This window comes from Armatimonadia bacterium, assembly GCA_039679385.1.
GTDB lineage: Bacteria > Armatimonadota > Zipacnadia > Zipacnadales > JABUFB01 > JAJFTQ01.
Map to the genome: position 1 here is coordinate 1 of JBDKVB010000085.1, position 25543 is coordinate 25543.

Annotated in this window: 12 protein-coding genes; 4 read left to right on the plus strand and 8 right to left on the minus strand. The window is 65.8% G+C overall.

What is annotated here, in order from left to right; genetic code table 11:
- The 4 genes from ABFE16_09955 to ABFE16_09970 all read right to left on the minus strand — a co-directional run.
- Window positions 1–3028: hypothetical protein (locus ABFE16_09955; GenBank protein ID MEN6345623.1), on the minus strand; the 3028-nt coding region annotated here is incomplete at its 3' end.
- Between the two features lie 250 nt (window positions 3029–3278).
- Window positions 3279–5108 carry a hypothetical protein gene (locus ABFE16_09960; protein ID MEN6345624.1) on the minus strand — a complete coding sequence of 610 codons (1830 nt, stop codon included), beginning with the start codon at window positions 5106–5108 and terminating at the stop codon, window positions 3279–3281.
- Window positions 5086–6024, minus strand: a complete 939-nt coding sequence (gene lipA / locus ABFE16_09965; GenBank protein MEN6345625.1) for a lipoyl synthase — start codon at window positions 6022–6024, stop codon at window positions 5086–5088. The genes ABFE16_09960 and lipA overlap by 23 nt, the downstream gene beginning before the upstream one ends.
- Window positions 6025–6029: 5 nt before the next feature.
- On the minus strand, window positions 6030–7013 hold the full coding sequence (locus ABFE16_09970; GenBank protein MEN6345626.1) for a fumarylacetoacetate hydrolase family protein: 984 nt from the start codon (window positions 7011–7013) through the stop codon (window positions 6030–6032).
- Window positions 7014–7163: 150 nt separating this feature from the next.
- Between ABFE16_09970 and ABFE16_09975 the strand changes: the two genes are divergently transcribed.
- Window positions 7164–7493, plus strand: a complete 330-nt coding sequence (locus tag ABFE16_09975; GenBank protein MEN6345627.1) for a cupin domain-containing protein — start codon at window positions 7164–7166, stop codon at window positions 7491–7493.
- Between the two features lie 39 nt (window positions 7494–7532).
- Here the strand turns inward: ABFE16_09975 and mtnA are convergent, their stop codons facing one another.
- Window positions 7533–8600: an S-methyl-5-thioribose-1-phosphate isomerase gene (mtnA, locus tag ABFE16_09980; protein MEN6345628.1), complete on the minus strand. Its 1068-nt coding sequence runs from the start codon at window positions 8598–8600 to the stop codon at window positions 7533–7535.
- A gap of 14 nt (window positions 8601–8614) precedes the next feature.
- Between mtnA and ABFE16_09985 the strand changes: the two genes are divergently transcribed.
- Window positions 8615–9736, plus strand: coding sequence for an SAM-dependent methyltransferase (locus tag ABFE16_09985; protein ID MEN6345629.1), 1122 nt, complete (start codon window positions 8615–8617; stop codon window positions 9734–9736).
- A 6-nt stretch (window positions 9737–9742) separates the two neighbouring features.
- On the opposite strand, the gene ABFE16_09990 is transcribed toward ABFE16_09985, so the two are convergent.
- The gene (locus ABFE16_09990; GenBank protein ID MEN6345630.1) at window positions 9743–10690 is read right to left on the minus strand and encodes an aminotransferase class IV; all 948 of its coding nucleotides are present in this window, start codon (window positions 10688–10690) and stop codon (window positions 9743–9745) included.
- 168 nt (window positions 10691–10858) lie between these two features.
- Here ABFE16_09990 and ABFE16_09995 point away from each other — a divergent pair, with 168 nt between their 5' ends.
- Entirely contained in the window at window positions 10859–15181 is a 4323-nt protein-coding gene (locus ABFE16_09995; GenBank protein MEN6345631.1) for a glycoside hydrolase, read from the plus strand.
- A gap of 49 nt (window positions 15182–15230) precedes the next feature.
- Window positions 15231–19694, plus strand: coding sequence for a sugar-binding protein (locus ABFE16_10000; GenBank protein ID MEN6345632.1), 4464 nt, complete (start codon window positions 15231–15233; stop codon window positions 19692–19694).
- A 91-nt stretch (window positions 19695–19785) separates the two neighbouring features.
- On the opposite strand, the gene ABFE16_10005 is transcribed toward ABFE16_10000, so the two are convergent.
- On the minus strand, window positions 19786–24453 hold the full coding sequence (locus tag ABFE16_10005; protein ID MEN6345633.1) for a hypothetical protein: 4668 nt from the start codon (window positions 24451–24453) through the stop codon (window positions 19786–19788).
- 169 nt (window positions 24454–24622) lie between these two features.
- Window positions 24623–25543: hypothetical protein (locus tag ABFE16_10010; protein MEN6345634.1), on the minus strand; the 921-nt coding region annotated here is incomplete at its 5' end.

Here is a 25543-nt window from a genome sequence, read left to right on the forward strand (position 1 = left end):
CTGACGCACGCGCTCCGGTCGGCGCTACTCGCAGGCCGGTGACCGTCAGGCGGCGCGACAACTCGGCCTTCAGGGCGCCCTCTGCGGTGAGGTCGTTGCCCTGCACCGTTACCTCCGCGTGGAGCCAGCCGGCATCCGCTCTGTGAGAGGATGCGCTCTTCGCTGGTAGAAGCGCTGCCGTGGCGACCCGGCCCTGCAGGTTCCGGGCGCTGACGACTAGGTGGCCCTGACCGGCGATCTCGTCGGTGTAGACCACACGCCCGTCAGAGAAGTCGACCACAGGCCGGATCGCGGTACCAGTTGACCCGCCACCCGATCGACCGCCGGTGCGCCACAGCCCCCGGAGGAGGCCGGCTACCCGCAGATCGCCGGAAGGCCTCCGGCGCAGGTCGGCGTCAAAGCCCCGCAGGGAACCCCCCCGCAAGGCGGCGTCAGCGTGTCCAGAGACCGCCTCAGCAAGGTCATAGTGGATCGTGGCGGAGTCTGCTGTGAGGATAGGGCGAGGCGTCCGCCAGGTACGGTCGTAAGCCTGCACCTTGGTCAGCGAAACGGAGGAGGAGAGATTGCCGGCAAGGTCGGCGCGGAGATCGACCTGCGGTGAGCGCAGTCCAAGCGACCCGCTGATGCGGCCGTTGCTGCCTCTGCGGGTCGTCGCTGTGCCCTGCAGGTTCCGCGCCCAGGCGATCACGGGGCCCACAGGAGCAGATCGGTCGGTGACCTGCACGTTCACGTCGGCGAGCCTCAGGGTCGCATCAGCAAGCGTGATTTTGGGAGCGCTCGGCCGCCCACCAGGGCTGCTTGGTCTGGACGCACCTGGCCCGACGACCGACCGGGCTAGACGAAGCAGGCGCCACTGACCATCGCGCTCCCGTGTCACCTCGGCCCTTGCGTTGCGCAGCGTCACACTTCGCACCCCGGCGAGGGCCTGCCCCGAGAAGAGTCGCCGTGGGTCGAAGCCAACCTGTCCAAAAGTCAGTCGGACGGTGTCACCGCCCGGCCCCGTTGTCAGGGCAGCATTCCGCACCCGCAGCGAGCCGGCCAGATCGGCGGTCAGGTCGGCGCGAAGCCGCAGAGCCGGTCCCCATCCGGTCAACTCGCCGCGCAAGTACCCGAGGCTGCCCAGGGCAAGCGCCCCGCGATCGCCACGACCCGCCACAGCCAGCCGCCGCAGATCCAGGTCCGCGGCGAAGCTGCGAAGGTACGCTTCGCCCACGCCGCCACGAGTGCCCAGATCGATGTAGCTGATCTCGGACCCGTCAAGCCGCAGACGAGGTAGACTCCGGGCGCCGAGTGACCGTCTGTGTCCGCTGCCCGCACTCACCAGGGCTGCCTGCAAGGGCCTGAGTGCCGCGAATCGGCCGTCGCGGTCCCGGACGAGACGCCCGTGGAGCCCGCGCAGGTCCACGAACTGCACGCTCCCCAGGGGGTCGGAGGCGAGGCGGCCACAATCGAGACCAAGTGCACCCCGGGTGGCACTGAGAACTTCACGGTTCCTCTGCGTTATGCGCAGGTCTGCAAGGTCCAGGTTTCTCCCGAGCTTGCCGCCGAACTCTCCGGTGACCGCGAGGTCTCCCAGGGAAGCGCTGAGGCCGCCGCTCACCGGGCCGACAGAGCTGCACCGAGGGTCATAGAGGGCTGCGAGATCGAGATCGCCGGCGCCCCGGGAGAGTTTCAGACGCAGTGGACCGCCCGGTGCCCGCAGGGCGTTCATGGCCAGGGCGACGCTGGCGTCCTTGAAGACGACCTCTCCGGTGAAAGGCCTCCCGGGGTCAGCTCTCTCGGTTGGGGCCACACTTCCGGCAGCCCTCGGCAGGCTCGCAGAGAGAAAGTCGGGGCGGTTGTTGGCGTCCAGGATCAGGTCGGCGGTGGGACGCTCCATCTCGACCCTCTGCACCGCCGCCAGACCCTCACCCGCAAACAGCCGAGGACCGTAGTATGCCCGGAGCAGACGGGCTGAGAGCAGGGGACGCCCGGCCAGCGTAGCCCAGGGGCTATGCAACTCAGCGAGGCGCCCGACCCTTCCGGCTAGCTGTGTGGCCGCCCGCAGGTCACCCCACTTCACGGTCAGGTCGGCGGAGTAGGAGCCCGTCCTGCGCCGCTGTTCACGCCGCATCTCCTGCTGAAGCCGCCCCAGGAGCACTTCCGCCTCCACCTTGGTGGCACTCAGAAGGAGCGGCTTGCCCTGGCGCTCCAGAGCGTAGTCGGCGTAGCGGGCGACCCCGTTGCTCACTTCGATTCGTAGCCTCGGCTGGGCCGCGCGAGACTGTGACCGAAACCAGCGGCTCACGTTGTGCAAGATGGGAAAGGACCCGTCCGCCGCGCGAGTCAGCTGAACCCGAGGGGCTGTGGCGAGGACACTGGACACTGCCGCACCAAGGGAAGCGTTGCGCACGAAGAGGTTATGAAGGTTGCACCCCACTTCGACCGACTGAGCGTCGAGACGATCGGAGAGGTTGTCGTCCTCGAAGGATAGGTTGCGCAGTGCAACCGAATAAGGCGTCACGCTGATTGTGGTGTCCAGCCGCTGCGGCCCGCACGCCACCCGAAGCTTGCCCGAGCAGGTAAAGGTCCCGGCGAACACCGGCTCACCCCGAAACATGCGCCCGAGACGCCCGACCCAGCAGATCAGATCGGCGCCGGCGAGCGTGCCCTGCAGTGGCTCACCGTCTGCGGAGAGAAGCGAGTGGTCCAGATACTGCACCGAAACGTCGTGTGCCTCCAGAAAAGCCCGTGGAAGAGTGCTGCCCTGACCGCCCTGAGAAGTGCGCGCGCCGGTGGGCATCACGATTGACCCATCAGCCCGGCGCTCAACCTGTACGCGCACTCCCTCAACCTCCACCCGCCGAACCGCACGGGCGACGGCACCGCGAAGCATGGCGCTGAGAGGGCTGAAGGACACCTCCACATACTCGGCGGAGACGAAGGCGCCGCGGCTGAGGACACCGTCGCGCGCGACGGCAAGACCATGGAGGGTGACCGAGGTGAGCAGCCCAGCCTCGACAGGACCGACGGCGACCTCACAGTCCAAACTGTGTGCCAACTCATGGGCAAGGAGAGCCTGCAAGCGCGGGGAGTGGAGCAGTCGGGAGCTGGCGTTCGCGAGGAACACGGCGAACGCTAACGAGGCACAGATCAGGATGATAAGGGCGCGCCTGGGTGTCACTGGACCAGAAAGGTGTCCTCGCGGCAGGGATGTGTGACCGAGTCGAGACTCGCGAGCCCGCGCCGGGCTGCGCTCTGAAAAGGCCCCGGGTACCTGGATCGCGACTGGTCCGAGCCTACTCGTTGAAGTTCAGCGCCAGCTTGCGGGAATCCTTCTGGATGGCCACGATTCCGCTGTTCCAATCAGACTGGAGGAAGGGGCTGTCGAAGACTTTCGGAGGGCGGAAGTCGTAGGCCTTGCCATCAACCTCGGGCATCCGCGAGTAGTCGGCGTAGAAGGTCAGCGTCTGCCCGTATCCACGGCTCTGGTACCGGATCACGTCGGCCTCGACCGTGAGAGCGTTCCCCACGATCTGTGCCTCGAAGGCAGCCTGGTCGGCGTAGTCGGACTGTCGCGCCACCTCCACCAATACGGGGCTGAGCTCGTCTTCGCAGACCAGCCACTCGCCGGGCGCCTCGTCGTAGTCTGCGGCTTTCTCCCAGTGGTACTTGCCGCGCACAACCCGGCACGCGGCGTAGGCTCGCGGAGCCTGGGCGAAGACCCAGCCGTCACGCTCGCTGCGCTTCAGGTCGGCGCTGAACCAGACCTTCCAGCCGACGGGGCCACGCTTGGCGGTCTTGAGCTTCTGGACGATCACAACACCGTTGCTCTGGACGGACCAGTGGGAATTGTAGGTCTTGTAGGTCGGCGAGCTCATCCCGCGGAAAACGAGACGAGAGTCGGGTGAGCCGCCGAAGATCACGCCCTCCCAGCGGTTCTGACTGCTGACGGCCGACCAGTCTTCGAAGGGTCGTGGCTGCACCATGCTGGTGCCCATCACGAAGTCGGGTGTCGAGTACGTGTAGCGAAGGATGCCGCCGAAGTCGGGATCGAGGACGTAGGTGTCCTGGGGTACTCCCTCCGGTCGGGGCTGCAGGTTCAGACCGGGCCGACGAGAGAGGCTGGAGTAAGTCCCGCGACCTGCGGCATCCAGAGCCAGGTCGACCACCACCAGCGGCGGCCGGTAGGTGCTGGTCAGCGGGCACATCATGGAGGGATGGCGGCTCTTCACGCCAAGCCCGAAGTAGGCCCAGCTCATGTCGAGGCCGTAGAAGGCCCTGGTAGTGCCGGAGCCGTGGTAGATGCGGTGTTTGCTCCCGCCATGCACGCCGTCGATCTGCTCCGTGGCCCACTCGGCCCAGAACAGGTCGATGAGGCTTCTCATCCGCTGCCGCAGGATGGGGTCGGCGGCGAAGTCCGCCATGTCATACCAGCCCTGCAGCGTGTACTTGTTGTAGCCGGAGAAGATCTCGACCAGCATCCCCTTGCCCGCACGCTCCCGGGCATAGCGCTTGTAGAACTCGTCCCAGGCTTGCGCCATCTGGGCAGGGCTCGTTCCGTCGTCGTACCGCCGGTCCTTGTAGCCCGGGGCCTCAGCGAGGATATGCGCCGTGCCCCAGAAGCCCGACCACTTCATTGCCCCGTGGTTCTCGCTGCCCCAGAGGTACCAGGTGTGCTCGGGATCGGTCAGCGCGAGACGGCACTCGGTATGAGCGTAGTTCCAGAAGATCTCCAGTAGCGCTGCCTCAGCCTCCGGCGTCAGGCGACCAGGGAAGAACGGGCTGGCGTGGTTGAAGAGGAACCAGATGCGCTGCAGGTGGTTCATTTGCCAGTGCCAGTCCACCGGCTGCAGCTTGTCCTTGAGGTGACAGAGCACCTCGTTCGCTTCGGCCACCTTCTGGTTGGTGTACAGTGCGGCGAGAGCGAAGTCGGTGTCATGCCAGGCCCCGTCGGGCGGGTAAGGGCTGGTCACTTGTGAGTTGAGGATGGCGTCGCGGCGGGCCTCGAACTGCCCGAGCACTGCCTGAAGTTGGTCGTCGGGAAGCGCCCAGACGACCTGGCTTACCGCTATCAGAAACAGGACTGTCAGGGTGACCAGGCGGCTACCCGTCACTTGTGTTCCCATGCTGCTTCTCCCAGCGTTTCTCGAGCGCTGCGGCGGTCTCAGCGGCCTTGTAGCTGCTCCGCACGAAGGGACCGGCAAAGACGTGGGCGATCCCGGCGGCACGTCCCCACTCCTCGTACTGGGCGAAGTCCTCCGGGGGAACATAGCGATCGACCGGCAGGTGCTTGCGCGTCGGTTGGAGGTACTGGCCGATGGTCACGATGCTGACTCCGACCCCGGCGAGGTCGGCAAGGCACTCGCGGACCTCCTCGTCCGTCTCCCCCACTCCCACCATCAGACCGGACTTCGTCAAGGCTCCCAGCTCGCGGGCCTTGCGCAGAACACCGAGCGAGGTCTCGTAGCCGGCCTGCGGACGCACTTGCGGCTGCAGGCGACGGACGGTCTCGACGTTATGGTTGAACACGTCTGGAGCCGCCGCGATCACGGTCCGCAGGGCTTGCTCATCGCCCCGGAAGTCCGGCGTCAGCACCTCGACGCGGGCCTCCGGCAGGCGCTCACGCAGAGCCCTGATCGTCGCTGCGAAGTGCCCTGCGCCACCGTCGGGCAGGTCGTCGCGAGTGACCGAGGTCACGACCACATAGCGCAGGCCAAGGTGAGCAGCCGCCTCGGCAAGACGGCGCGGCTCTTCGGGGTCGAGGGCTTCCGGGCGGCCATGATTCACCGCGCAGAAGCGGCAGTTGCGAGTGCAAGTGCCGCCCAGGATGAGGAAGGCTGCGGTATGGCAGGAGTAGCACTCGCCGACGTTGGGGCAGTGCGCTCCCTCGCAGACGGTGTGCAGGCCGTGGTTCGCCACCAACTCGCGCGTCTCACGACTCAGCCGCGCCTTGCCGGTCTTGACGCGCAGCCAGGCGGGGAACTCGCGACGGTGAGTTCCGGCCGGTTTCTCGCTTGTGTCCGGTTTCGTCTCGTCCGTCACACGACTCACTCCGCAACGACTTCATTGGTCAGTGTTCCGACGCCTTCGACCTCGACCTTCACCACGTCGCCCGGCACCAGCTTGTGGCCCAGCGCAATGCCTACCCCGGCCGGCGTGCCAAGGGCGAGGACGTCTCCGGCCTCCAGGGTCATGAAGTGGCTGATGTACTCGATGCTCGCCGCGGCGCTGTGGAACATCGCGGAAGTGTTGTCCTGCTGGCGCAGCTCGCCATTGACATAGCCGCGAACCGTGAGGTTGTTCACGTCGATGTCTTTCGCCGGGACGAGACACGGCCCCATCGGCGCAAAGCCGTCCATCCACTTCCCGTTGAGCCAGTCGAAGAAGTTGTCCCAGGGGCGCTCGTCCTTGCGCTCCCATATCTTCAGCTTGCGTTCGGAGACGTCGTTCATGCATGTTACGCCGGCGATGTATTCCGCCGCTTCCTCGGTCTTGATGTACTTGCCGGTCTTGCCGATGACCACGACCACTTCGGCTTCGTAGTCAATGAACTGGGCCGTCGGGGTGATGGGGATCACGTCACCGTCGCCGCGCACGGTGTTGGAACTGGGCTTCAGGAAGACGTGCGGGGTCATGGCATCGGCCACGCTGTCGCCGGAGTGGGTGATGTGCCGGTTGGCCTCGGCGGCATGCTCCGGGAAGTTCTGTGCCAGGCACAGAACCTTGCCCGGGTGCGGAACCGGAGACAAGAGGCGGACGGTGTCACGCGCCACGGTCAGGTCGTCGCGGACGGTCGTAGACTGGGCCTCGAACCAGTCTGCGTAGCCCTGAGCGGCTTCCAGGCAGGAGGGACAGGTGACGATACCCAGAGCACTCTTCCAGCACTCGGGGCAATCGCAGGCCGACTTGACTTCCCCACAGGCGTCCTTCAGCCTGTTCAGGTCGAGAACGCCGTCGTCATTCAGCAGGCCCACGTGGAAGGCATCAGAATCAGCCCTCTTGTCGACGTAGTTGACGAGTCGCAGCAGCATCACAATCCCACCTTTGGTGTTGGCATGGAGACGAGGGACAGTGTAGCATATCCACCCTTCACGGGCTACACACCCGGGCAGGACTCGCGGCCCCGGGTGCGGAACAGGTGGCTGGTTCGACCGACCCAGTTATCGTCAGGAGGTTGTCCCTTGAAGTCTGTACACGAATCCACCGTAGAAGCTCAGAATCATCCCGACCGCTGGAGTAAGAACCTCGTTGGTACGGAGGCCATCCCCACGACCAACGGCTTCAACCTCGGTGTCGCCGAGTACCACGCCACCGACTTCTCGCAGGTCCAGGTGCATGAGGATCAGGAGGCGCTCTACGTGGTCTCCGGCGAGGGCGAGATCAAGCTCGACGACGAAGTCCTGCCGCTGAAGCCGGGGACGGGTGTGTATGTGGCCCCGGGCGTATCCCACTCCACGCGCCGCACCAGGGAAGCAGCCGTGAAGGTGGTCTATACTCACGGGGCCGTCTAGTGATGTCGGGTACCCGGCGAGTCCGATCCGGACTGGGACCTAGCCCTGGCCTTCTGAGGACGCCAGCTCCGCCAGCGACGTCGTGAAGGGTGGACGGGCGACCCCTCTCTCGGTGATAATGCCCGCGATCAACTCCGCGGGGGTGACGTCAAAGGCCGGCGAGTAGATGCGGACGCCCTCGGGAGTCGCCGAACGTTGTGCAAGGCCCGCCAGGTAGGACACCTCATGCGGGTCTCGCTCTTCAATGGGTATCTCCTTGCCGGTCTGGAGCTTGAAGTCGACCGTTGAGAGAGGGGCGGCCACGTAGAAGGGCACACCGTGGTGGTGAGCCAGAACCGCTACCCCGTAGGTGCCGATCTTGTTGGCTGCGTCGCCGTTGGCCGTGATACGGTCTGCACCGACCACGCAGCAAGTCACGCGGCCCTGCTGCATCACGTAGCCTGCCATGTTGTCGCAGATCACCGTGCAGGGGATGCCGTCCGTGGTGAGCTCGTAGGCGGTCAGACGCGCGCCCTGGAGCAGCGGCCGCGTCTCGTCAACCCAGACGTGTAGGTCACCGTGGCGCTCGTAGGCCGCACGGATCACTCCGAGGGCAGTCCCGTAGCCCGCCGTCGCCAGAGCTCCGGCGTTGCAGTGAGTGAGGACGTTGGCCCCGGCAGGGATCAGCTCTGCCCCATGGCGACCGATGCTGTGGCAGCGCTCGAGGTCGTCCTCGAGGATCGCCTGGGCCTCCTCACGGAGCAGACGACGCAGGGCGGTCGCGTCCTGGGTGCTGTCGAGGACGGCCGTCATGCGCTCCAAGGCCCAGAACAGGTTCACTGCGGTCGGACGTGTCGCCGCCAGGGCGTCACGGTCCTTGAGCAACTCCGAGCGCAGAAAGCCATAGTCCCGCGTCCAGGAGCGGTTCGCAGCGAGGGCCATGCCCAATGCGGCCGCGCAGCCAATCGCAGGCGCGCCACGAACCCGCAGCTTCTTGATGGCCTCACAGACCTGGGCAACGGTCTCCAGGTCAAGTATCTTCTCCTCGTTGGGGAGCAGCGTCTGGTCGATCATCCGCACAACCGGCCCATCGGGTAGATCGACCCATTCGATAGTGTTCGGAAGCATCAGAAAACCTCAGTATGCAGCGGTATCCGCCGGCCCAGTTGACCACTCCGGCGCAAGTGGGCCGTTTCGACCTGACAGGACGTGCAACCTTCATGGGCATTGAGCGACTCGAGCAGACAACCTTCCTTGTGACCTGCGCCGGCGGCTGGGAACAGCGCGGCCGTGAGGAGGTTCACCGCGCACTGCCGGGTGCTACCGCCCGTGCCCTGTTCATGCGCGGCAACCTGCTCGTGACCTGTGAAGAGGACTACGCCAGGGCACTGCATGCACTCGACCAAGCCCCGAGCGAGTGCCTGGGACGTGTGATCCCTCTTCAGGTCCGCTGCGATATCGGCAAGGGAGGTGAGCACTTGGAGACCCTGGCCGAGGCTTCGGACCTGCTCCCGGGACCGTCCGCCGAAGCCACCTTCAAGGCCGTCTGCGAGCGCCGCGGTGCCCATGAGTGGACTTCGCGGGACGCCGAGATCGCGGTCGGTTCGCGCGTCGGCGAACGCACGGGCGCCCCGGTCGACTTCGACAACCCCGAGCAGTGGGTGCGCGTCGAGGTCTTCCAGGACATCGCCTTTCTGGGCTACTGCTGGGCCGATGAACTCCTGCACAAGGAGATCACACGGATGCGCAAGTGGGCACCCGGTACGCGGCCGATCAACCGTGCCGAACTGAAGCTGCGCGAGATTCTGGACCGCTTCGAACTGACCTTGCCGCCGGAGGGCCGTGCGCTGGATATCGGCGCTGCACCCGGTGGCTGGACGAAGGTCCTCTCCGAGCACATGGCCGAGGTCGTGGCCGTTGATCCGGGCGCACTCGATGAGCGCGTCCTGGCACTGCCGAAGGTGACGTACCTGCCCGTGCGCTCCGAGGCGCTGCTTGGGAACCCCGACCTTGGGGCCTTCGCGGTCATCACCAATGATATGAACATGGACCCCGACAAGTCGGCGCAGATCCTGTGCGACCTTGCACGCCTCGTGGCCCCGGGTGGTCTGGCGATCATGACCGTCAAGTTCGTGACTCGCCACCGTCACGAGCTGATCCAGGCCGCCATCGACGTCCTCGAGAGTTGCTATGAGATCGTGCGCGTCGGTCGCGTGCCTCACAACGCCAAGGAGACCACGCTCCTCGCCCGGCGCAAGCCCTGAGCGCGATCAGCCCCTCTCGGCGAGCAGTTCCTCGCGCAAGGGCGATTCCAGCGCACGGATCGCGCGATCGAAGAGGTCGTAACCGGCGATCTCGTTCCACCCGGACATCAGGCGCCTGGTGATCGGCCCGACCTTGCCGTCGCCGACGGGCAGGCCGTTGAAGGTCGTCGCGGGCATGATGCAATAGGGCGTGCTCGTGAAGAAGGCCTCGTCGGCGGTGTACACGTCGTAGGGCTGCAGCGGGCACACCTCCGTCGGTATCCCCTTCTCCCCGGCGATCTGCAGCGTCGTCTGGCGGGTGATCCCGTTCAGCGCCTGCCAGACCGGCGGCGTCCTCAGTACGCCGTCCCTCACCACGAAGAAGTTGCCGCCCTTGTTTTCCGACAGGTAGCCGTCCACGTCGAGGAGGATCCCCTGCGCCCGTGGATCGACCAGCTTGACCTCCAACTCCGCCAGGGTGTAGCCCATGCGACTGCGGTTCTTGACCTTCGGGTCGAGGGACTGCGCCGGCACCATTCGCGACATGGGCGTCACGGCATGGCATCCCCGCACGAAGAACTCCGCCCAGTAGCCCAGGTCCATCGGTAGCGTATGGAGGATGATCGTCGGCCGCCGCGGCAGCGACTGATCACCCGAGGGCGGGAAGCCGCCTCGGGAGATGTTATGAACCAGCCACAGGTCCTCCTCGGGGCCATAGGCCGGGAGGTTCCGCTCCAGCACCTCCAGGCTCAGCGCTTCCATCTCCTCCAGCGTCATCTCCGGGTCAAGCCGCATCACCTTCATCGAGTCGTACAGCCGCCGCAGGTGGTCGCCAAGGCGGAAAGGCTTCTGGCAGAAGGTGCGCGTTGATTCGGTGGCGGTATCTCCGAGCATCACCGCCGAGTCGAAGATGGAGATCTTGGCATCGGGCTCGGCGAAGTACTCGCCGCTGATGTAGACCTGCCGCTGCGTCATGAACTCGCCCCTTTTGGGTGGACTGCCGCGATTTCGTGCCAGGCAAGTCGTGCTGTCTTCCCCAGCGCGAGAAGGTATCCCTTCCGGTGGCCAAAGGTGGGAGGCATCCTGCGGTTCCCCGGCGAAGGATATTGTGAGACGTGCGACTCTGCAGGACAGGTGATACGAATGATCGCCATGGCACTGCTGGCCGTCGTTGCCTCCTTGTGTAGCTCCGCCCTCGCCCAACCTGCTGTGACGACCTCGGGCACAACGTACACTCTGAACAACGACGCGCTGCGCGTCACCATTGACGCCGCGACCTCTCGCTTCGAGGTCTACGATAAGCAGGCAGGCTACCTGTACAAGGCCCCGGACGCTGTGGCGGCCTCAGGTGTCACGCTGGCGATTCCCAAGCTCAAGTCCCAGCCGGACTTGACGGCCAATCCGGCAACCTGGCTGGAGAAGCTGATCTCCTTTGACCTGAAGCCTGAGGCACGGGTCGAGGGAATCGGCCCAGACAGCCCGGCAGACCTCAGCGCGACCGTGCGGCTGGGATGGACAGCTCAGGGCCTCGTCTGCAGTGTGGCGGTGCGGGATGACCGCTTCATGCCGGCCGCCGCCGACACCTCTGAGTGGTGGAACCGGGACACGGTGGAGTTCTGGATCGGCGACCGCCAGCTCGGGGTTCGCTTCGGTCCCTGGGGAGCCAACGTGTGGTCGCGTGAAGGTGAAGTCGCGCAGATCAAGCCGGTGTTCCTGCCCGGCACGGGTGGCTACACCGTCCAGTGGGTCGTGCCTATGTCCCTGCTGGGCACTGCCGGGAAGCAAGGTGTAGGCGGTCAACTGCGCTTCGCTCTCGGCGTGAATGACACCGACACGGGTGAGCAGCGCGACACGCAGCTCTACTATCCGCGCGGCTGGCAGCACTCGAACTCGGCGACCTTCGCCGTGGCGTCCCTTGCCGACGAGTCGGGTAAGGTTGTCGCGGCAGTCACTCCGCCGCCTCCGGCGCTGGAGCCCATCACACCGCTCTCGACCAAGGACGCAAGGGTCAGCTTCAAGACCCAACTGCGCACGACCAGCGGCGTCGAGTTCCCTGCGACGATCACCTTCACCCTGGAGCCCAAGAGCGCTGACCTGCGGATCACGGTCGACGCCGACCCGACGCTGAAGCTCGGGGCCTTCACCGCCCTTCACCCGCTGGTTCTTGACCGGCCGGGGACGCGGATCCTCGCAGCCAAGTACGGTGACGGGATCGGCGTGCCGATTGACGATCTCTCCTGGAATGGCCAGACCTGGAACACCTACGGCGGCCTCGACATGCCCTGGGTCGGCCTCACCGACGGCACGATTGGCTACATGCTGCTCTGGGAGCTCCCGGTGTCCTGTGACAACGGCGCCGCTCGCATCGAGCGAGTGGTAGCGGACAAGAAAGACCTGCTGGGCGTCTGGGTACGCCACGATCCGATCCTGGGCACCTTCGGAGCGCCCCGGACCGTTCGCTACAGCTTCGCCCAGAGCGGCGGTCACGTTGCGCTGTGCAAGCTCTTCCGCCAGTACATCCAGGAGCAGGGCTTCTTCGCCACCCAGAAGGACAAGATGCGCAACAAGCCGCAGTTGGCCTGGCTGGCCGGCGCACCGGACATGTGGGGTCGCAATGACCTCAAGTTCTGCCGCGAGGCCAAAGCTGCGGGCATGGACCGGGTGCTGGTGAATGGGCAAAGCCCTGCCCAGGACATGCTCGAGATCGAGAAGCTGGGGTTCCTGAACAGCAAGTACGACAACTACGAAGACTTCTACGAGGGTAGGACCGGCCTCTATGGCGAGGGCACCAACGCCGCGAACGTTGTGGTCAACGCCGACGGCTCGCTGATGAAGGCCTGGCTGACGCTTGGGCCGCCACCGGTGCAGGCCATGAAGCGCTGCACCTACTTCTACCCGGAGGTAGCGCGCAAGTACACCGGGATGGACCTGGAGAAGTACCCCTACAACGCCCGCTTCATCGACGTGACCACGGCCGCCGGTCTGCGTGAGTGCTACGGCGTCGGTCACCGTCTTGACCGCAGCCAGGACCGGGAGGTCAAGCGCGAACTCGCCAAGTACATGGCCGACGAGTGCAAGCTGGTTCTCGGCGGCGAGCATGGTCGCTGGTGGGGCGCCGATATCTTCAACTACTGGGAAGGCATGCAGAGCGGTAACTTCTACTCCTGGCCGGCAGGTTACGTGGGCCGCGACCTCCCGCAGACCCGTGAGGCGATCGGCAACAGGTACCTCGAGTGGGGTCTGGGCGAGAAGAACCGCTACCCGCTGTGGGAGCTCGTATACCACGACTGCGTTGTCTCGACCTGGTACTGGGGCGACAGCACCGGTCATCTGCAGCAGGTCGCGCCGGATCTGGGCTACAAGCAGGATGCCTTCAATATCCTGTACGGCACGCCTCCGCTTTACTGGGCCTCCCAGCCCTACAGCTATCGCTGGACTGATCCTGTGCTCCGCGCCCGGATGCTTGAGAGCTACCGCAACACCTGCAAGCTCCACGAGGTCATTGGCTTCGAGGAGATGGTGAGCCACGAGTTCGTCACCGAGGACCGGGCAGTGCAGCACACCGTCTTCGGCGACGGCACCAACGTGTGGGTGAACTTCGGCGAGAAGCCGTGGACCCTCACCCGCGACGGCGCGAGCTACATCCTGCCGCAGTACGGGTTCTACGCGAAGGGGCCGAAGATCGAGCAGTACCGGGTCCTGTACCAGCGGAACGCCCGTCAGTACCGTGGTCTGGACGACGAGACTCGCCGCGTCGGCGGGGTCGCGGAGGACACCGGGCACCGGATCACCTGCATCCGCACGGCCGACTACCTCCATGTTCAGGGCGATGTGCCGGGACTTGTTGAGGCCTTCGTTGGAGCGCCGACGACCATCCGTCGCGAAGGCCCGGCGACGATGCGTATCAACGCCGAGGACGCCAAGTGGCTGCGCGTCAACTGGCGCGAGATCTGCCCCGAGGCCGGCGCAGGTGACTGGGCGCTGGTCGAACTGGACTCCGAAGGCAAGCCGGTGCGACTCGGCACCACCATCCCCACGCGAGGGGACATGCTCATCTTCCCGGAGGGCATGCCGCTGCAAGGTTCCATGCTGGTAGTCGGACCGAAGGCACTCGCCGGCATGAGCGAACTGTCCTTCGTCGCCCCGGCCGCCAAGACCCCGGAGAAGCCCGTCCAGGGCGACACCCTGACCCTCCGCCTCACCGTTGCGAACCGAGGTGGAAGGGACGCGCAGAACGTGGTCGTGGGCGCGTACAAGGGAAGCGTCGCAGCGGCCAACAAGCTCCAGACCAAGGTCGTCTCCGTCCGTGCCAACGGGACGACCGAGGTCTCCTTCTCCTTCCCCTCCGCCCAGTACGATAACAAGGTCTCCTTCGCCTTCAAGGTCGATGACGACGACCAGATCAAGGAGATGTGCAAGGCAGACAACACCACTGAGAGGGGCTACCGGCTGCAGCCGAACTGGTCGCTGTGGGACTGTTCCACGGAAGTGACCCTGAATCTGGGCCCCGTGGCTCGCGAGTATCCGGTCGTCGAGATGCCCTTTGATGCCGACGCCGAGCGAGCCCGCCTCGGCAAGTCCGGTCGGGCTGACCCCGACTCGATCCGTGTAGTCAGCGCGGACGGCACTCCCTGGCCGAAGGGCTACCTCCCCTGTCAGTACACTAACGGGCAGCCGACTGAGCGCAAGCTTACCTGGTTCCTCGGCGGCAAGTACCCGGCTAACACCACGGTCAAGTGCCGCATCTACATGGACGGTCTCGAAGCGAAGCGTCATGCCTCGGCGACCGACACGCGCTGGAACGACGACCAGAAGACCTACTACGGACAGACCTACACGGTGTGCTTCCGCGATGGCTACCTGCGCGACCTGCGGCATCGCTTCTCCCCGGAGGCGCCGATGCTCACGCACCTCGGCGTCTCCTCCGGCGACACCGGTTGGGTCGATGAGAGCGGCGACGTGCAGTCCTTCACCGTGGAGCAGGATGGTCTGGTCTTCACCCAGGTCCGGGTGAAGAAGACGATGGACAAGGGCCATTCCTACGAGAAGCTGTACACCTTCTATCCCTACCACTTCGTCGTCACCGTCCTCTCGCCGAAGCGCTTTGGGGTCTTCAGCCGCGCCTACTTCGCCCAGAACTGCAAGTACCAGGACGACCGGGGCAACAAGGCGGACATCGACGGCAAGGGAGAAGCAGAGAACGTCTCCAGCAGGAACCCTGACCCGAAGTGGTATGCCACCTGGAACGGGAACTGGGCCCTGTCCTGTGTGGCGGTCACGCCGCACAACGGCCTCACCTACTGGGACGGTGGCAGCATGGGTGGTCTGGGGTTCACGAGTACCAGCAAGGACCCGCAGACGCAGGCCTTCTTCGTCCACTCGCTGTCGGAGGAGGGCTTCGCCGCACCGGACTTCGCCGCCCTGGACCGCCAGCGCATGATGACGCCGATTGTGGTCACGCGGTAGGTCGCAGCCGACTGCGTCGTGACGGATATCAGACGATGAGGTGTTGCCCGTGCAGAGGCGATTGCTGCTTGTGTGCGTGCTCGTCAGTGCATGCACGCCGGTGCTGAGTCAGACCCTGGTTGCCGGACGCTGTGCGCAGGCCCCGGTCATCGACGCACAGATGACGGATGCCTGCTGGCAGGAGGCGATGGTCGCCACGGACTTCTCGGTGCTCTCGAGCGCCGGGGGCGAGTGCGCCTTCCGGCAGACAACGGTGCGTGCCGCCTGGGACGATCAGGCCCTCTACCTGCATATCATCTGTCTCGAACCGGACCCGGCGTCGATCACCGCCGACGTAAAGGACCGGGACGGCAGCGTCTGGCTCGAGGATGCCGTCGAGGTGTTCCTGCAACCGGACGCCACCGGACCGGACTACTTGCACTTCGTCGTGAACCCGCGCGGCGTCCTCTATGACGAGCGCACGACCAATCCGGCCTTCAACACCCAGCCGCAGTTGCGCACCGAGACACTGCCCCAGGCCTGGCAGGTGGAGATGGCACTGCCCTGGGAGCAACTGGGGACGAAGCCGCCTCGCGAGGGCTCACAGTGGGGCTTCAATGTAGGCCGTGAGCACCGCCCCAGGGAGCCGAAGGAGTGGAGCACCTGGGCACCCCTGGCAAAGGGTGTGAACAGGTTCGGCCTGCCGGAACTCTTCGGGAGACTGCAGTTCGCAGCGGCTCCTCAGGCAGGACGTGTCTCGGGCTACAAGGCCGCGGACGGGCTCGTAACCAACCCCGACTTCAGCCGCATCACTAAGGGCAAGCCCGAGGGTTGGGGACTCTCGAAGGGCTCTACCTTCGTCGAGGTCAGCCCCGGTGCGAAGCACTGGGCGATCCGCAACGGGAGTGACTACGGGACCGCCAGCCAGCCCCTGAACATCCCGGTCAAGGAAGGCGACGCCTTCACGATCTATGCCATCGTTCGTGGCTCCGTGGACACGCTCGCGGGGATTGCCGTGGTGCAGGAGATGCAGGATGGCAGTCCTGATGACCTCTACCCCTTCTGGCGGATGGAGGTCGGCGGCGACTACCGGCTCTACAGTGGCCGCATCGTCGCCGACAAGGGGGCGAAGCGACTCCAGGCTTTCAATCTCTACCGCGCCAACCGCGAGGGGTGGGTCGAGTACGCCTACGTCCAGATGTACCCTGGGCTGCGCGGTCTCGCCGGGATCGTCGACACCACCCGCTGCACCAAACCGGAGCACCGTGGTCTGGGAGACCCGTGGCCCACGCCGGCACTCGCGTCCTTCAAGCCCTTGCCGGGAGGGCCCCTGCGAGCACTGATCTTCGCCGGCGAGTTCCAGCGTGACGCCGTGGAACTGGCACAGCGTCTCGACCTCAAGTACGACCTGGTCTACTGCCCGACTTACCGTAGCTCCAACAAGGTGGAGGCCGTCGTCGGGGACGATTCCGAGGGGATCTTGCGGCGGCTTGCTGCAGCGGAGTATGACGTGGTCCTGCTCGCCGGTAAGCCCTCCGACCCGCAAGTCGTTGATAGCCTCCTGGGGGCGGTCAAGGCCGGAGTCGGCCTGATCTCACTCGAGCCGCTGGCTGGTGGCGATCCGGCACGGCCCGACCAGTACAAGCGTCTCAAGGCTGTGCTGCCGACCGAGGAACTTCCGGCAGAGCGTATCGCCGAGCTCTTCGGCGCCTTCGCCCCGACCTGCGTCGCATCGACCTCCGAAGGGCAGCCTGCGCTCAAGTCAGTCGCCGTGGGACAGCTCGAGAAGGGACGCGTCGCTCTCCTCACCTGGTCGGAGAGTCTCAGTGGGCTGATCCCCTTTGCGCCGGGAACTGCGGAGTACTGGGAATACCGCTGGGCCGCGCTAAGCAAGGTCGCCCTATGGGCGGCGAACCGCAAGTCACCGGCACAGGTCGCCTCTCTGGTCGCGGGCAAGACAACCTCGCTGCAGGTGGTGGGCACTGCTGCGAAGCCCCTTACGGCTGAGGTCGCCTGGGACAGTGCGCTTGGGGTGCTGGGGACGCAGAAGCGCAGCGTCACCCTCGACGCCCAGGGCAGAGCGACGGTGACCCTGGACGCTCCTGTCGCCGCAACCAAGACGCGAGGGCCGATTGTGGTGCGTGCCCTTCTGCGTGACCCCGAGGGGCATGCTCTCGACTTCGCGACCCACGAGATGTCGTCACCAGTGCCGCCGGTGTCGGTCCGTGGTCTTGCGGCGCCGACGGAGCTTGCCCCCGAGGCGAAGTTCGAGGTCAAGGCCACCTGCCTGTGTATGGCAGGGGCGAAACCGACTCTGCGGGCAGAGCTTGTGGATGCCTTCGGCCGCGTGGTCTCGCAGGCTGAGGCGACGCCGCAGGCCCCGGGCACACAGGAGATCGCGCTGCCCTTGCAGGTAGCGAGTCCGCTCTCCGTGTACCACCGGGTTGTCGTGTCCGCCTTCGACGACGGGATGCTGGTCGACCGCGTCACCTCCGACTTGCTGGTGCCACTTGCGGCCGAGGACGATCTCGACGACTTCGCCCTCGCCGTGGGGTACGCCGCGGTGCAGGTGCGGTGTCCCGAGTACCTGCGAGACCAGATCGCGGAGTTCTTCCGGGCTCATGGCGTCCGGTCCTGTACGGTGAGCGAGTACCTCGTGAAGCGCGGTCTCTCTGCCTTTGGAGGCGTCACCAGCGCCGGCATGCGCAACTCGGGGACCGACAACGTCCGCGTGCGCTGCTTCAGTGACCCCGCGCAACTGAAGGTTCTTGCCGACCGGGTGGTCGCCGGCGTCGCCGCCAAGAGGGCCTGGGGCTTCTTTGGCTACAACATGGACGACGAGACCCACCTGTCCCAGCAGGGCAACGAGGAGTTCTGCAGGTGCGACTTCTGTCGCAGAGGCTTCCAGCAGTGGGCACGCACCTGCTACGGAACCATCGAAGCCGCCAACCGCGAGTGGGGCACGGACTACAAGACCCTCGACGACATCACCGTCCCGCTCCTCAAGGATCTGCAGGGGCAGACGAACCCGGCACGGTGGGTCGACTTCCGTCTGCACATGGACCGGGTCTGGGCCAACGCCTACGCAACAGCCCACGATGCGGTGCGTGCGAAGTACCCGGATGTGAAACTGAGTTTCACAAACCCCTACTGCTACAACTCCCTCTCGGGCACGGATTTCTCGCTGTGGGTGCCCAAGGAGGAAGTGCTGCTGCGCTACTTCCATCGGCACGTGGTGGACCGCAACAAGTCGTGGTCGCAGGCACCGATGATCTCCTGGTTCGGGTACGAGTCCAGCAGCCTGGAGTGCGGTCGGTTCCTGTGGTGGTTCGCCTTCAACGGCGGCGTCATCCCCATCTGGTGGGATCCGCTGGAGCCCTGGGCCTATGCCGGCAAGGAGGGCTACACGCCCTGGCAGATGCTCGACCCGCTCTGGCGGCCCACTCCCCGCAGCGTCGCAGTCACCGGGGCAGCGGACGACCTCCAGCGTGGGATCGGCAGGCTCCTGCGACTCGCACGCCCGGCTGCTGCGGAGGCGCTGGTCGTCGATTCCCAGGCCAGCCGACACGCGCTCTACGCTGAGCCGGCCATGAAGATCGGGCGACCCACAAGTGACGGGTACAACCGCTACCAGGCCTCCGACGACACGCTGGCGAGCGCACTCAAGCGCGCTGGTCTCTCCTATGCCTATGCCCTCGCCGACCAGTTGACGGCGGAGCGTCTTCAGGGCATCTCGCTCGTTGTGCTTCCTTCTTGTGTGGCGCTCTCCGATGAATCGGCCGAGGCGCTCAAGGCCTTCGTGGCTCGCGGCGGGAAGCTCCTGGCCGATGTGATGCCCGCGACCCGAACGTCTCACGGCGCACCGCGGCCGGTCTCGCCACTCGCCGAGGTCTTCCAGGGACCGCAGGCGATCTGCCTCGGGGCTCAGGCCACCTCCGATCAGGCGGCGACAGTGGATGCCGCCATCACCAGGCTCGGGATCAAGGCGGCGCTGTCGTGGAGCCTCGCCGACGGGGGTCTGCCTGTCAGGACTGAGGCCTACCGCTACACGCTGGGCAAGGCGGAGTACGTGGGCCTCGTGGGGCCGGAGACGAAGACCGCCACGTCGGAGCCCGACGTGATTCTGCGGCTGCCCGAGCGGCGGTTCGTCTACGATGCTCGATCCGGGAAGCTCCTGGGGAACCTCGATCAGGTCAAGCTCGCAGTACCCGCAGGTGACGCCCGCTTCCTGGCGCTGCTACCCTACCGGGTCGAGGGGATTGACCTCAAGTGCGAGGTCCAGGGCTTGCAGCTTCGGGTCCTTGCCGACGTCCGATGTGGCACGCAGCCTACTGACCACGTCCTGCACCTGGAGCTCACACCGCCCGGGCAGTTGAAGCCGGAGGCTGCCTACACGCAGAACCTCCTCGCGGCCGCCGGGCATCTGGACACGGCCCTTCCGCTGGCCCTCAACGATCCGCGCGGTGAGTGGAAGGTGACGCTACGTGATGTAGCCACCGGGACGACTGCTACAGGGAGCTTCCGCCTGCAGTAGCACTTCGAGACGCTGACAAACGCAAGGCCTGGCCCTCGCGACTTCGGGGCCAGGCCTTCTGCTGCTTTACACTGCCGTCGTGGCCGACGCCCTACTGGACGAACCCCTTCACGTCGCCCTTGCTCGTGGCGAAGACCACCAGCGTCCGACCGTCGGCAGCCTGTGTCACACTCACCCGAGTCGGTGCTCCGTTCACACGCGCAGAACCCAGGACCTGTCCGCGGCCATCCAGCTTCAGGACGGTGCCATCCTCGCAACCCGCCCAGAGCACCGGCTTGCCGTCCGCCCCGGTACCGGCCTGCAGGACAGTGGCGGGGCTGCTCAGCCGCGCCGACCACCTCCGCTCGCAGCGGCAGTCAAGGGCAACGACGATTCCACCGGACAGGGCCACCACGAACTCCTGCTTCCCGTCGCCGTCGAGGTCCGTCACGGCCACATCGCGCACGTTACGGGCCGGGATCGGCTCGCCAGGACCGAAGTTAGCGTTCCCCAGTGCCCGCCCCTCCAGGTCCCACACCGTCATCCGGTTCCAGGTTCCGTTGATCTCGGAGGCCAGCTCCTTCTTCCCGTCGCCGTCGAAGTCGTCGTAGAAGATATGCTCGCGACTCATGCAGGCCCAGCCGCCGACGTAAGTGTGACCCGAAGGCACGCTGTTGAACCCGCGGCGGTCGGTGTAGCTCAAGTTCCTGCTGTTGATCATCGCCAGCGCCTCGCCGTCCGTGGGCTCGCGGGCGATCAGCAGGTTCCGGCTGCCGTCCGGCGCATCGATGAGAGCGAAGTGCTTCCCGGGGCCCCAAAACACCGGCAGGCGCTTGTAGAGCTTGCCCTGCTCGTCCAGGATCTCCAGCGTGCAGGCGCTGCCGACGAAGCACTGGTCCTTACCCTCGGCGAAGACCCCGGTGTAGAGGCCGTGGATGCCCTGATGCCCCGGCGCCGACTTGAACCAGTACTGCTTGGCGGCGCGGAAGACAGCCGGGTCCATCTCGGAAACGAACTCCCACTTGCGGTTGCCTGCCTCGTCGAAGGCGATGACCTTCTCATCGACGCAGCCCACCAGCAGCAGCTTCGGCCCCGGCCACCAGTGCAGGACGCGGACCGCCCCGTCGGTCTGCAGGCGACGCACTTCGCGCCCGTCCGAGGCCAGCAGGTGCACCGAACTGCCCTCGGCCACACAGGTTAGTGGGCCCTGCGCGGAGGGCACCACGATCATGTCGGCGGCAGCCCCGGGCAAGGTGCTCGACAGCACCGGCGTCTGGACAGCACCTTGACCGCCACCGTCGCCCCTGGCCTCCGCGATTTGTCGATCTCGGATCGCACGTGCCTGCGTCAGGGCTTCCTGCAGGCTGCGCTCCAACTGCACGCGCTCGGCGAGCTCGGTGGCAACCGGCGCCTTCAGCTCCTGGCGCCCGGCCTGAAGCTGAAGGGAACGTCCGAGGACCGTGACCGTTGTCGCCTCCTTCGCGACCAGTACGAGAGCGCCGCTGTCGAGGTCCCAGTCCACGTCGACCGGTTTGTCTGCCCGCAGCAGCACGCCCTTCAGCCCCAGGGCGGTGACCGCATGCCCGAAGGCGTGCCGACCGAACAGCACGGCCAGGTCTGCTTCGGTCGCAGCGTACTTGCCGGTCATTGCGATTCCCGGCTCGGGTAGGGCCAGATAGGCGGCGTTGTCGGCAAGTCGGTAGCAGGCCGGGGCAACCGCCGCATCGCCGGTCTGCGGAGCGATCAGCGAGAAGAAGGTGCGCTTCTGCCCCTTGGTGACCGGGCCTCGCCAGTCCGCGATCTGATAGCCCGCCTGAGAGGACGTCGCGAGCACATCGCCCGGCAGGATTTCATATCCGCCGGCGCTGCCCCGTGCCGGAGCGCCCTCTGGACGCACGCTGACTGACGTGAGGCCGATGTACGACTGCCCGTCGTTCCCCGGGCCCTTTAGGACAAGCCGGAGTCGATGCTCTCCGGCAGCCAGGGTTCTCTTGCCCAGCGAGAGCGTCTGGGGCGCAACGGCGTCCGCCCAGTGCTCGAAGTCCTCCACAAGGCGACTGCCATCCAGTTCGACTGCGATGCGTCCGCGGTCAGTGTAGCCGAGAAGGTCGACGAAGACCTCACCCGTAACCGGCCGGTCAAGCGTGAAGGGCATCTCCAGCCAGTCACCCGCCTGCTTCGAGCGCAGGAGCACGATGTCCAGCCCTGACGGCCGAGCGATGTCTTTGCAGCCTTCCGGCGAGCTCGTGCAGGTGGCGTCGAGTTCCCTGAAGGAGAGCCAGCCAGCGGGCAGACTCCGTGCGCCCTGTGGTCGGACGACGATCGCGCGACCCTCCTGGGCCCAACTTCCACCAGGCGCCTCCCACAGGGTCTGGACCTCCATGTTCCGGCTGTCCGTGCGGAAGGTGAGTTCGTCGACGACCAGCGCATAGCGCCCGGTGCGCTGAACCAGCGACCGCCGCCAGTTCGCGAAGGAGGCCTTCGGCACTTCGCCGATCAGCCCTGCTGTCTCGCCGACCACGTCGCACCAGCGCAGGGCTGCATCCATGGCGGTCTGCGGCTCCACCAGGCCGTCAGCCTTCGTCAGGACCTGGTTGCGGTACCCCTTGAGGATCGTGTTTCCGGCCAGCCGCAGGTCCAGGATCGCAAGAGTGTGGTAAGGGTTGCGCGAAGCACCGTTGAAGCCGTCGACGAGGGTGAAGTCGCCGGTGCTGTCCGGCGCACTGCGGTAGCTGCCAAAGTAGAAGGACTCGGAGGGCTTGAACCCGTTGTTGCGCTGCTCCCAGTGCTGCTCCGGAAGGTAGTTCACCGTCCACTTGCCGATCAGGTCGGTGGGCAGTGCAGGCTTGAGTTCGTCCCCCGGCCAGTAGGACTGGCCGACGCGGAACACCTTCAGGTCGACGCCGGTCCGGTCGCGGTAGGTCAGCCAGCGTCCGTCGCCGGTGAAGTAGGCTGCCTTGTGCAGGTAGTCCATGGCCGCGGAGTTCAGCGCCCAGTCAGGCTGCAGGCCGGAGAGCAGTATCTCCTGGCCGCGTAGCAGGCGTTGTGCGGAACCGGACTCAAGGGGCCCGCGGTCTCCGCTCAGGGCCATGTAGGTGAAGATCGGGGCAATCGCCGTGTTGTACCAGAAGAGATTGTCGTTTTCCCCGGCTACCCATGCGTGCTCCGATAGAGGGGCAAAGTGTAGCCTTGATCCCCGGACACACTGCGTCCAGATCGGGTTCGGGTAGTCCTTCTCGAAGTAGCGCCCCAGGCAGTAGAGCGAGATCGCCGAGTACTGGCCGTGCCGCGAGCCGACGGACCCTGGCACACTGCTGAGGCGGTACACGCCCTCGTCTTTGCGGTGGGTGAGCTGCCGGGAGAAGGCGTTGGTGACTCTCAGCCGCTCCTCGTCGGTGAAGACCGGGCTCTCCTCGATGAGGTCCCAGTACAGGATCATCATGTGCGCGTTATAGTGGTAGGGGCCTGCGAGCGGATCGTCCTTGTTCTCGATCATCTCGCCGTCGGTCTCGCTGATGTCCTGCTTGGCCTTCGCATCCGGGAAGGCCAGACGCAGCGCCTCCCGTGCGTGCCAGGGGTCGCCCGTCATGTAGTACATCGCCATGTGCTTGCTGATGCAGTTCCACCCGAAGTAGCCGCTGGACCCATAGCCCTTCGAGGCTTCCCAGGTCTCGATGCTCTTGAGGTCATGGGTCGGGGTGAGGCCGGCACCGAGCTTGAGGTCCATCAGCCAGCCAAGGCTCAGGTTGCCGTTCTCGAAGGGGGCTTCGGTGATCCGCTTTGCACAGTTCTGGGTGGCCAGTTGCATACCGGCGTCGTCGCTCGCGCCAACGAGAAGCACGTTGTACCCGTTGCCATAGGGGTTGTGGAGGCTCCGGACGTTGTACCCGCCAGGCCCCGGGTACTTCAGGTCAAGGAGGCAGTAGTACTCGTCGTATAGCTGGTCGATGAGGCGGTTTGTGTTGCGGTTGCCCAGCACGATCAGGTTGCCCTTGATCGGGGTGGCCGCGGCCGGAGAGGTGTCCGACGCGATACTGACCATCACGCCCGTCTTGGCGGCGATGGCCTGCTGCAGCGTCTCCGCCTGGGCCTGGTAGCGCGAAGAAGTGACGACCGAGACCGCCGGCTTGCCCGCGCTCACCAGGGCCGTCGGAAGGCGCAGGTCCTTCAGCTTCGAGTAGACCGGCGGCACCGGCTCCGGCACAACCACCACACCCGGCGGGGGCTCCACACCACTGACGAGGCTCACGTTGTCCACCATCACCTTCGGAGTAGGATCGCGGTGCGTGTACAGGTACAGCATCGCATGGGTCGTGCCCTCGGGCGCCGTCGCAGTGACCGAGACGGTGTTGTACGCCAGGGCGCTTGCCGCCGACAGGCCAGTCTGCGCATACTGCTGGGAAGGCAGAAAGCGGAGCTGAAGATAGGCTCCGGCAGGGCTCTCCTCCGCCGCTCGACGGACTCGCACCGAGGCCTGGTAGGTGAGGCCGCCCTTGACCGCGACCGTCTGACTGACCCCGATCTCGGTAGCCATGTCGCCGTCTTCGAGGAGCAGCGCATGCTCGCCGGTACCGGGAGTGTCGACCAGCTTCACGCGACTCGTCGGCCCCGGCGTTCCATACAGACTCCAGCCGGTCGGGACGGCATTGTCCTGCACTCCGCCCTCGAAGGAGGGGTTCTGCAGCAGATTCGGGGACACTTCCGCCGAGGCCGTCGGGGCGAGCACGAGGACGGCTGCGGCGATAGTCAGGAGGTGAAGGGCTCGACGTGAAGGTGTCATGGTGGCTCTCATCCTGTTCTGTAGTCGGCAAGTACAGGACTCGTTCGTCACCAGGCGCTGGTTCCCTCCAAGGCGGCGAAGCCCGGCCTCGGGGAGCGCAAAAGCAACGCTCCCCATCGCAAGGCAACGGGGAGCGTGATGCGAGCACTATCAGGACCCGCGCACAGGCCTACTTGGGCACGTACTGCACGACCAGCACACCGGGACCGTCGAGGACCATGTTCTGACCCGTGGCGAGTGGCAGGATGTTGCCCTTCCACTGGGTGTCGGCGTTGCCGATCCAGCGGTCTCGCACCTGGCTCAAGGCCGGAAGGCCCCGCGGATCGACTTTTACCTCGATAGGCTCAAGGCCGCCGTAGGCAATCAGCACGTTGTACGCGGTCTTGGTCTTCACAGCCGCAACCGCCGTATGGTCATCAAGTCGGCGGATCTCCACCCGACTGCCGCCGCGAGGCGCGTAGTTGCGCAGCATCCAGGCGGCCCAGGCAACGGGCTCAGGCTGGCCGGCCTCGGAGAGCATCCCCCATCCGCCCCCGGAGAGCTTGAAGTAGGCCATCTTGTCCACGTAGGGCGTCGCAGAGAGCACCAGCGCAGTCTCCCAGGCTGCACCGAAGGCGGTCGTTGCCCGCTCATCGCGGCAGTCGCCCCGTTCATCCCGCGCAGCACTCAGCGAGAACTCGGTGACAAAGAGCTCTGTCGGGCGTCGGCGTATGACTTTCAGCAAGTGCCGGACATCCTGGAAGCTCAGTTGGCCGGGAAGATCGGCGGACTTCGCGCTCACGGCGCTCTCGAAGAGGTCCTTGGTGTCGGTCAGGACGTTGTGAGTGCCGTAGAAGTGCACGGAGAGGAAGTCGAGGCGCGACGCCCCCTTGAGGAAGGCCATCACCTGCTCGCCGAAGGCCGCCGCGAAGCCGGGGCCGCCAATCACCGCTTTCGGATCGGCGGCTGCGACCAGCTCGGCCAGGCTATTGTAGGCCGACACCACATGCTCAACGTCCGAGAAGCCGCCGGACACCAGCGGCTCGTCGAGGATCTCATAGTAGCGCTGGCTCTTGAGCTGCGCCCCACGCTTGGCCGTATCCATGACGGC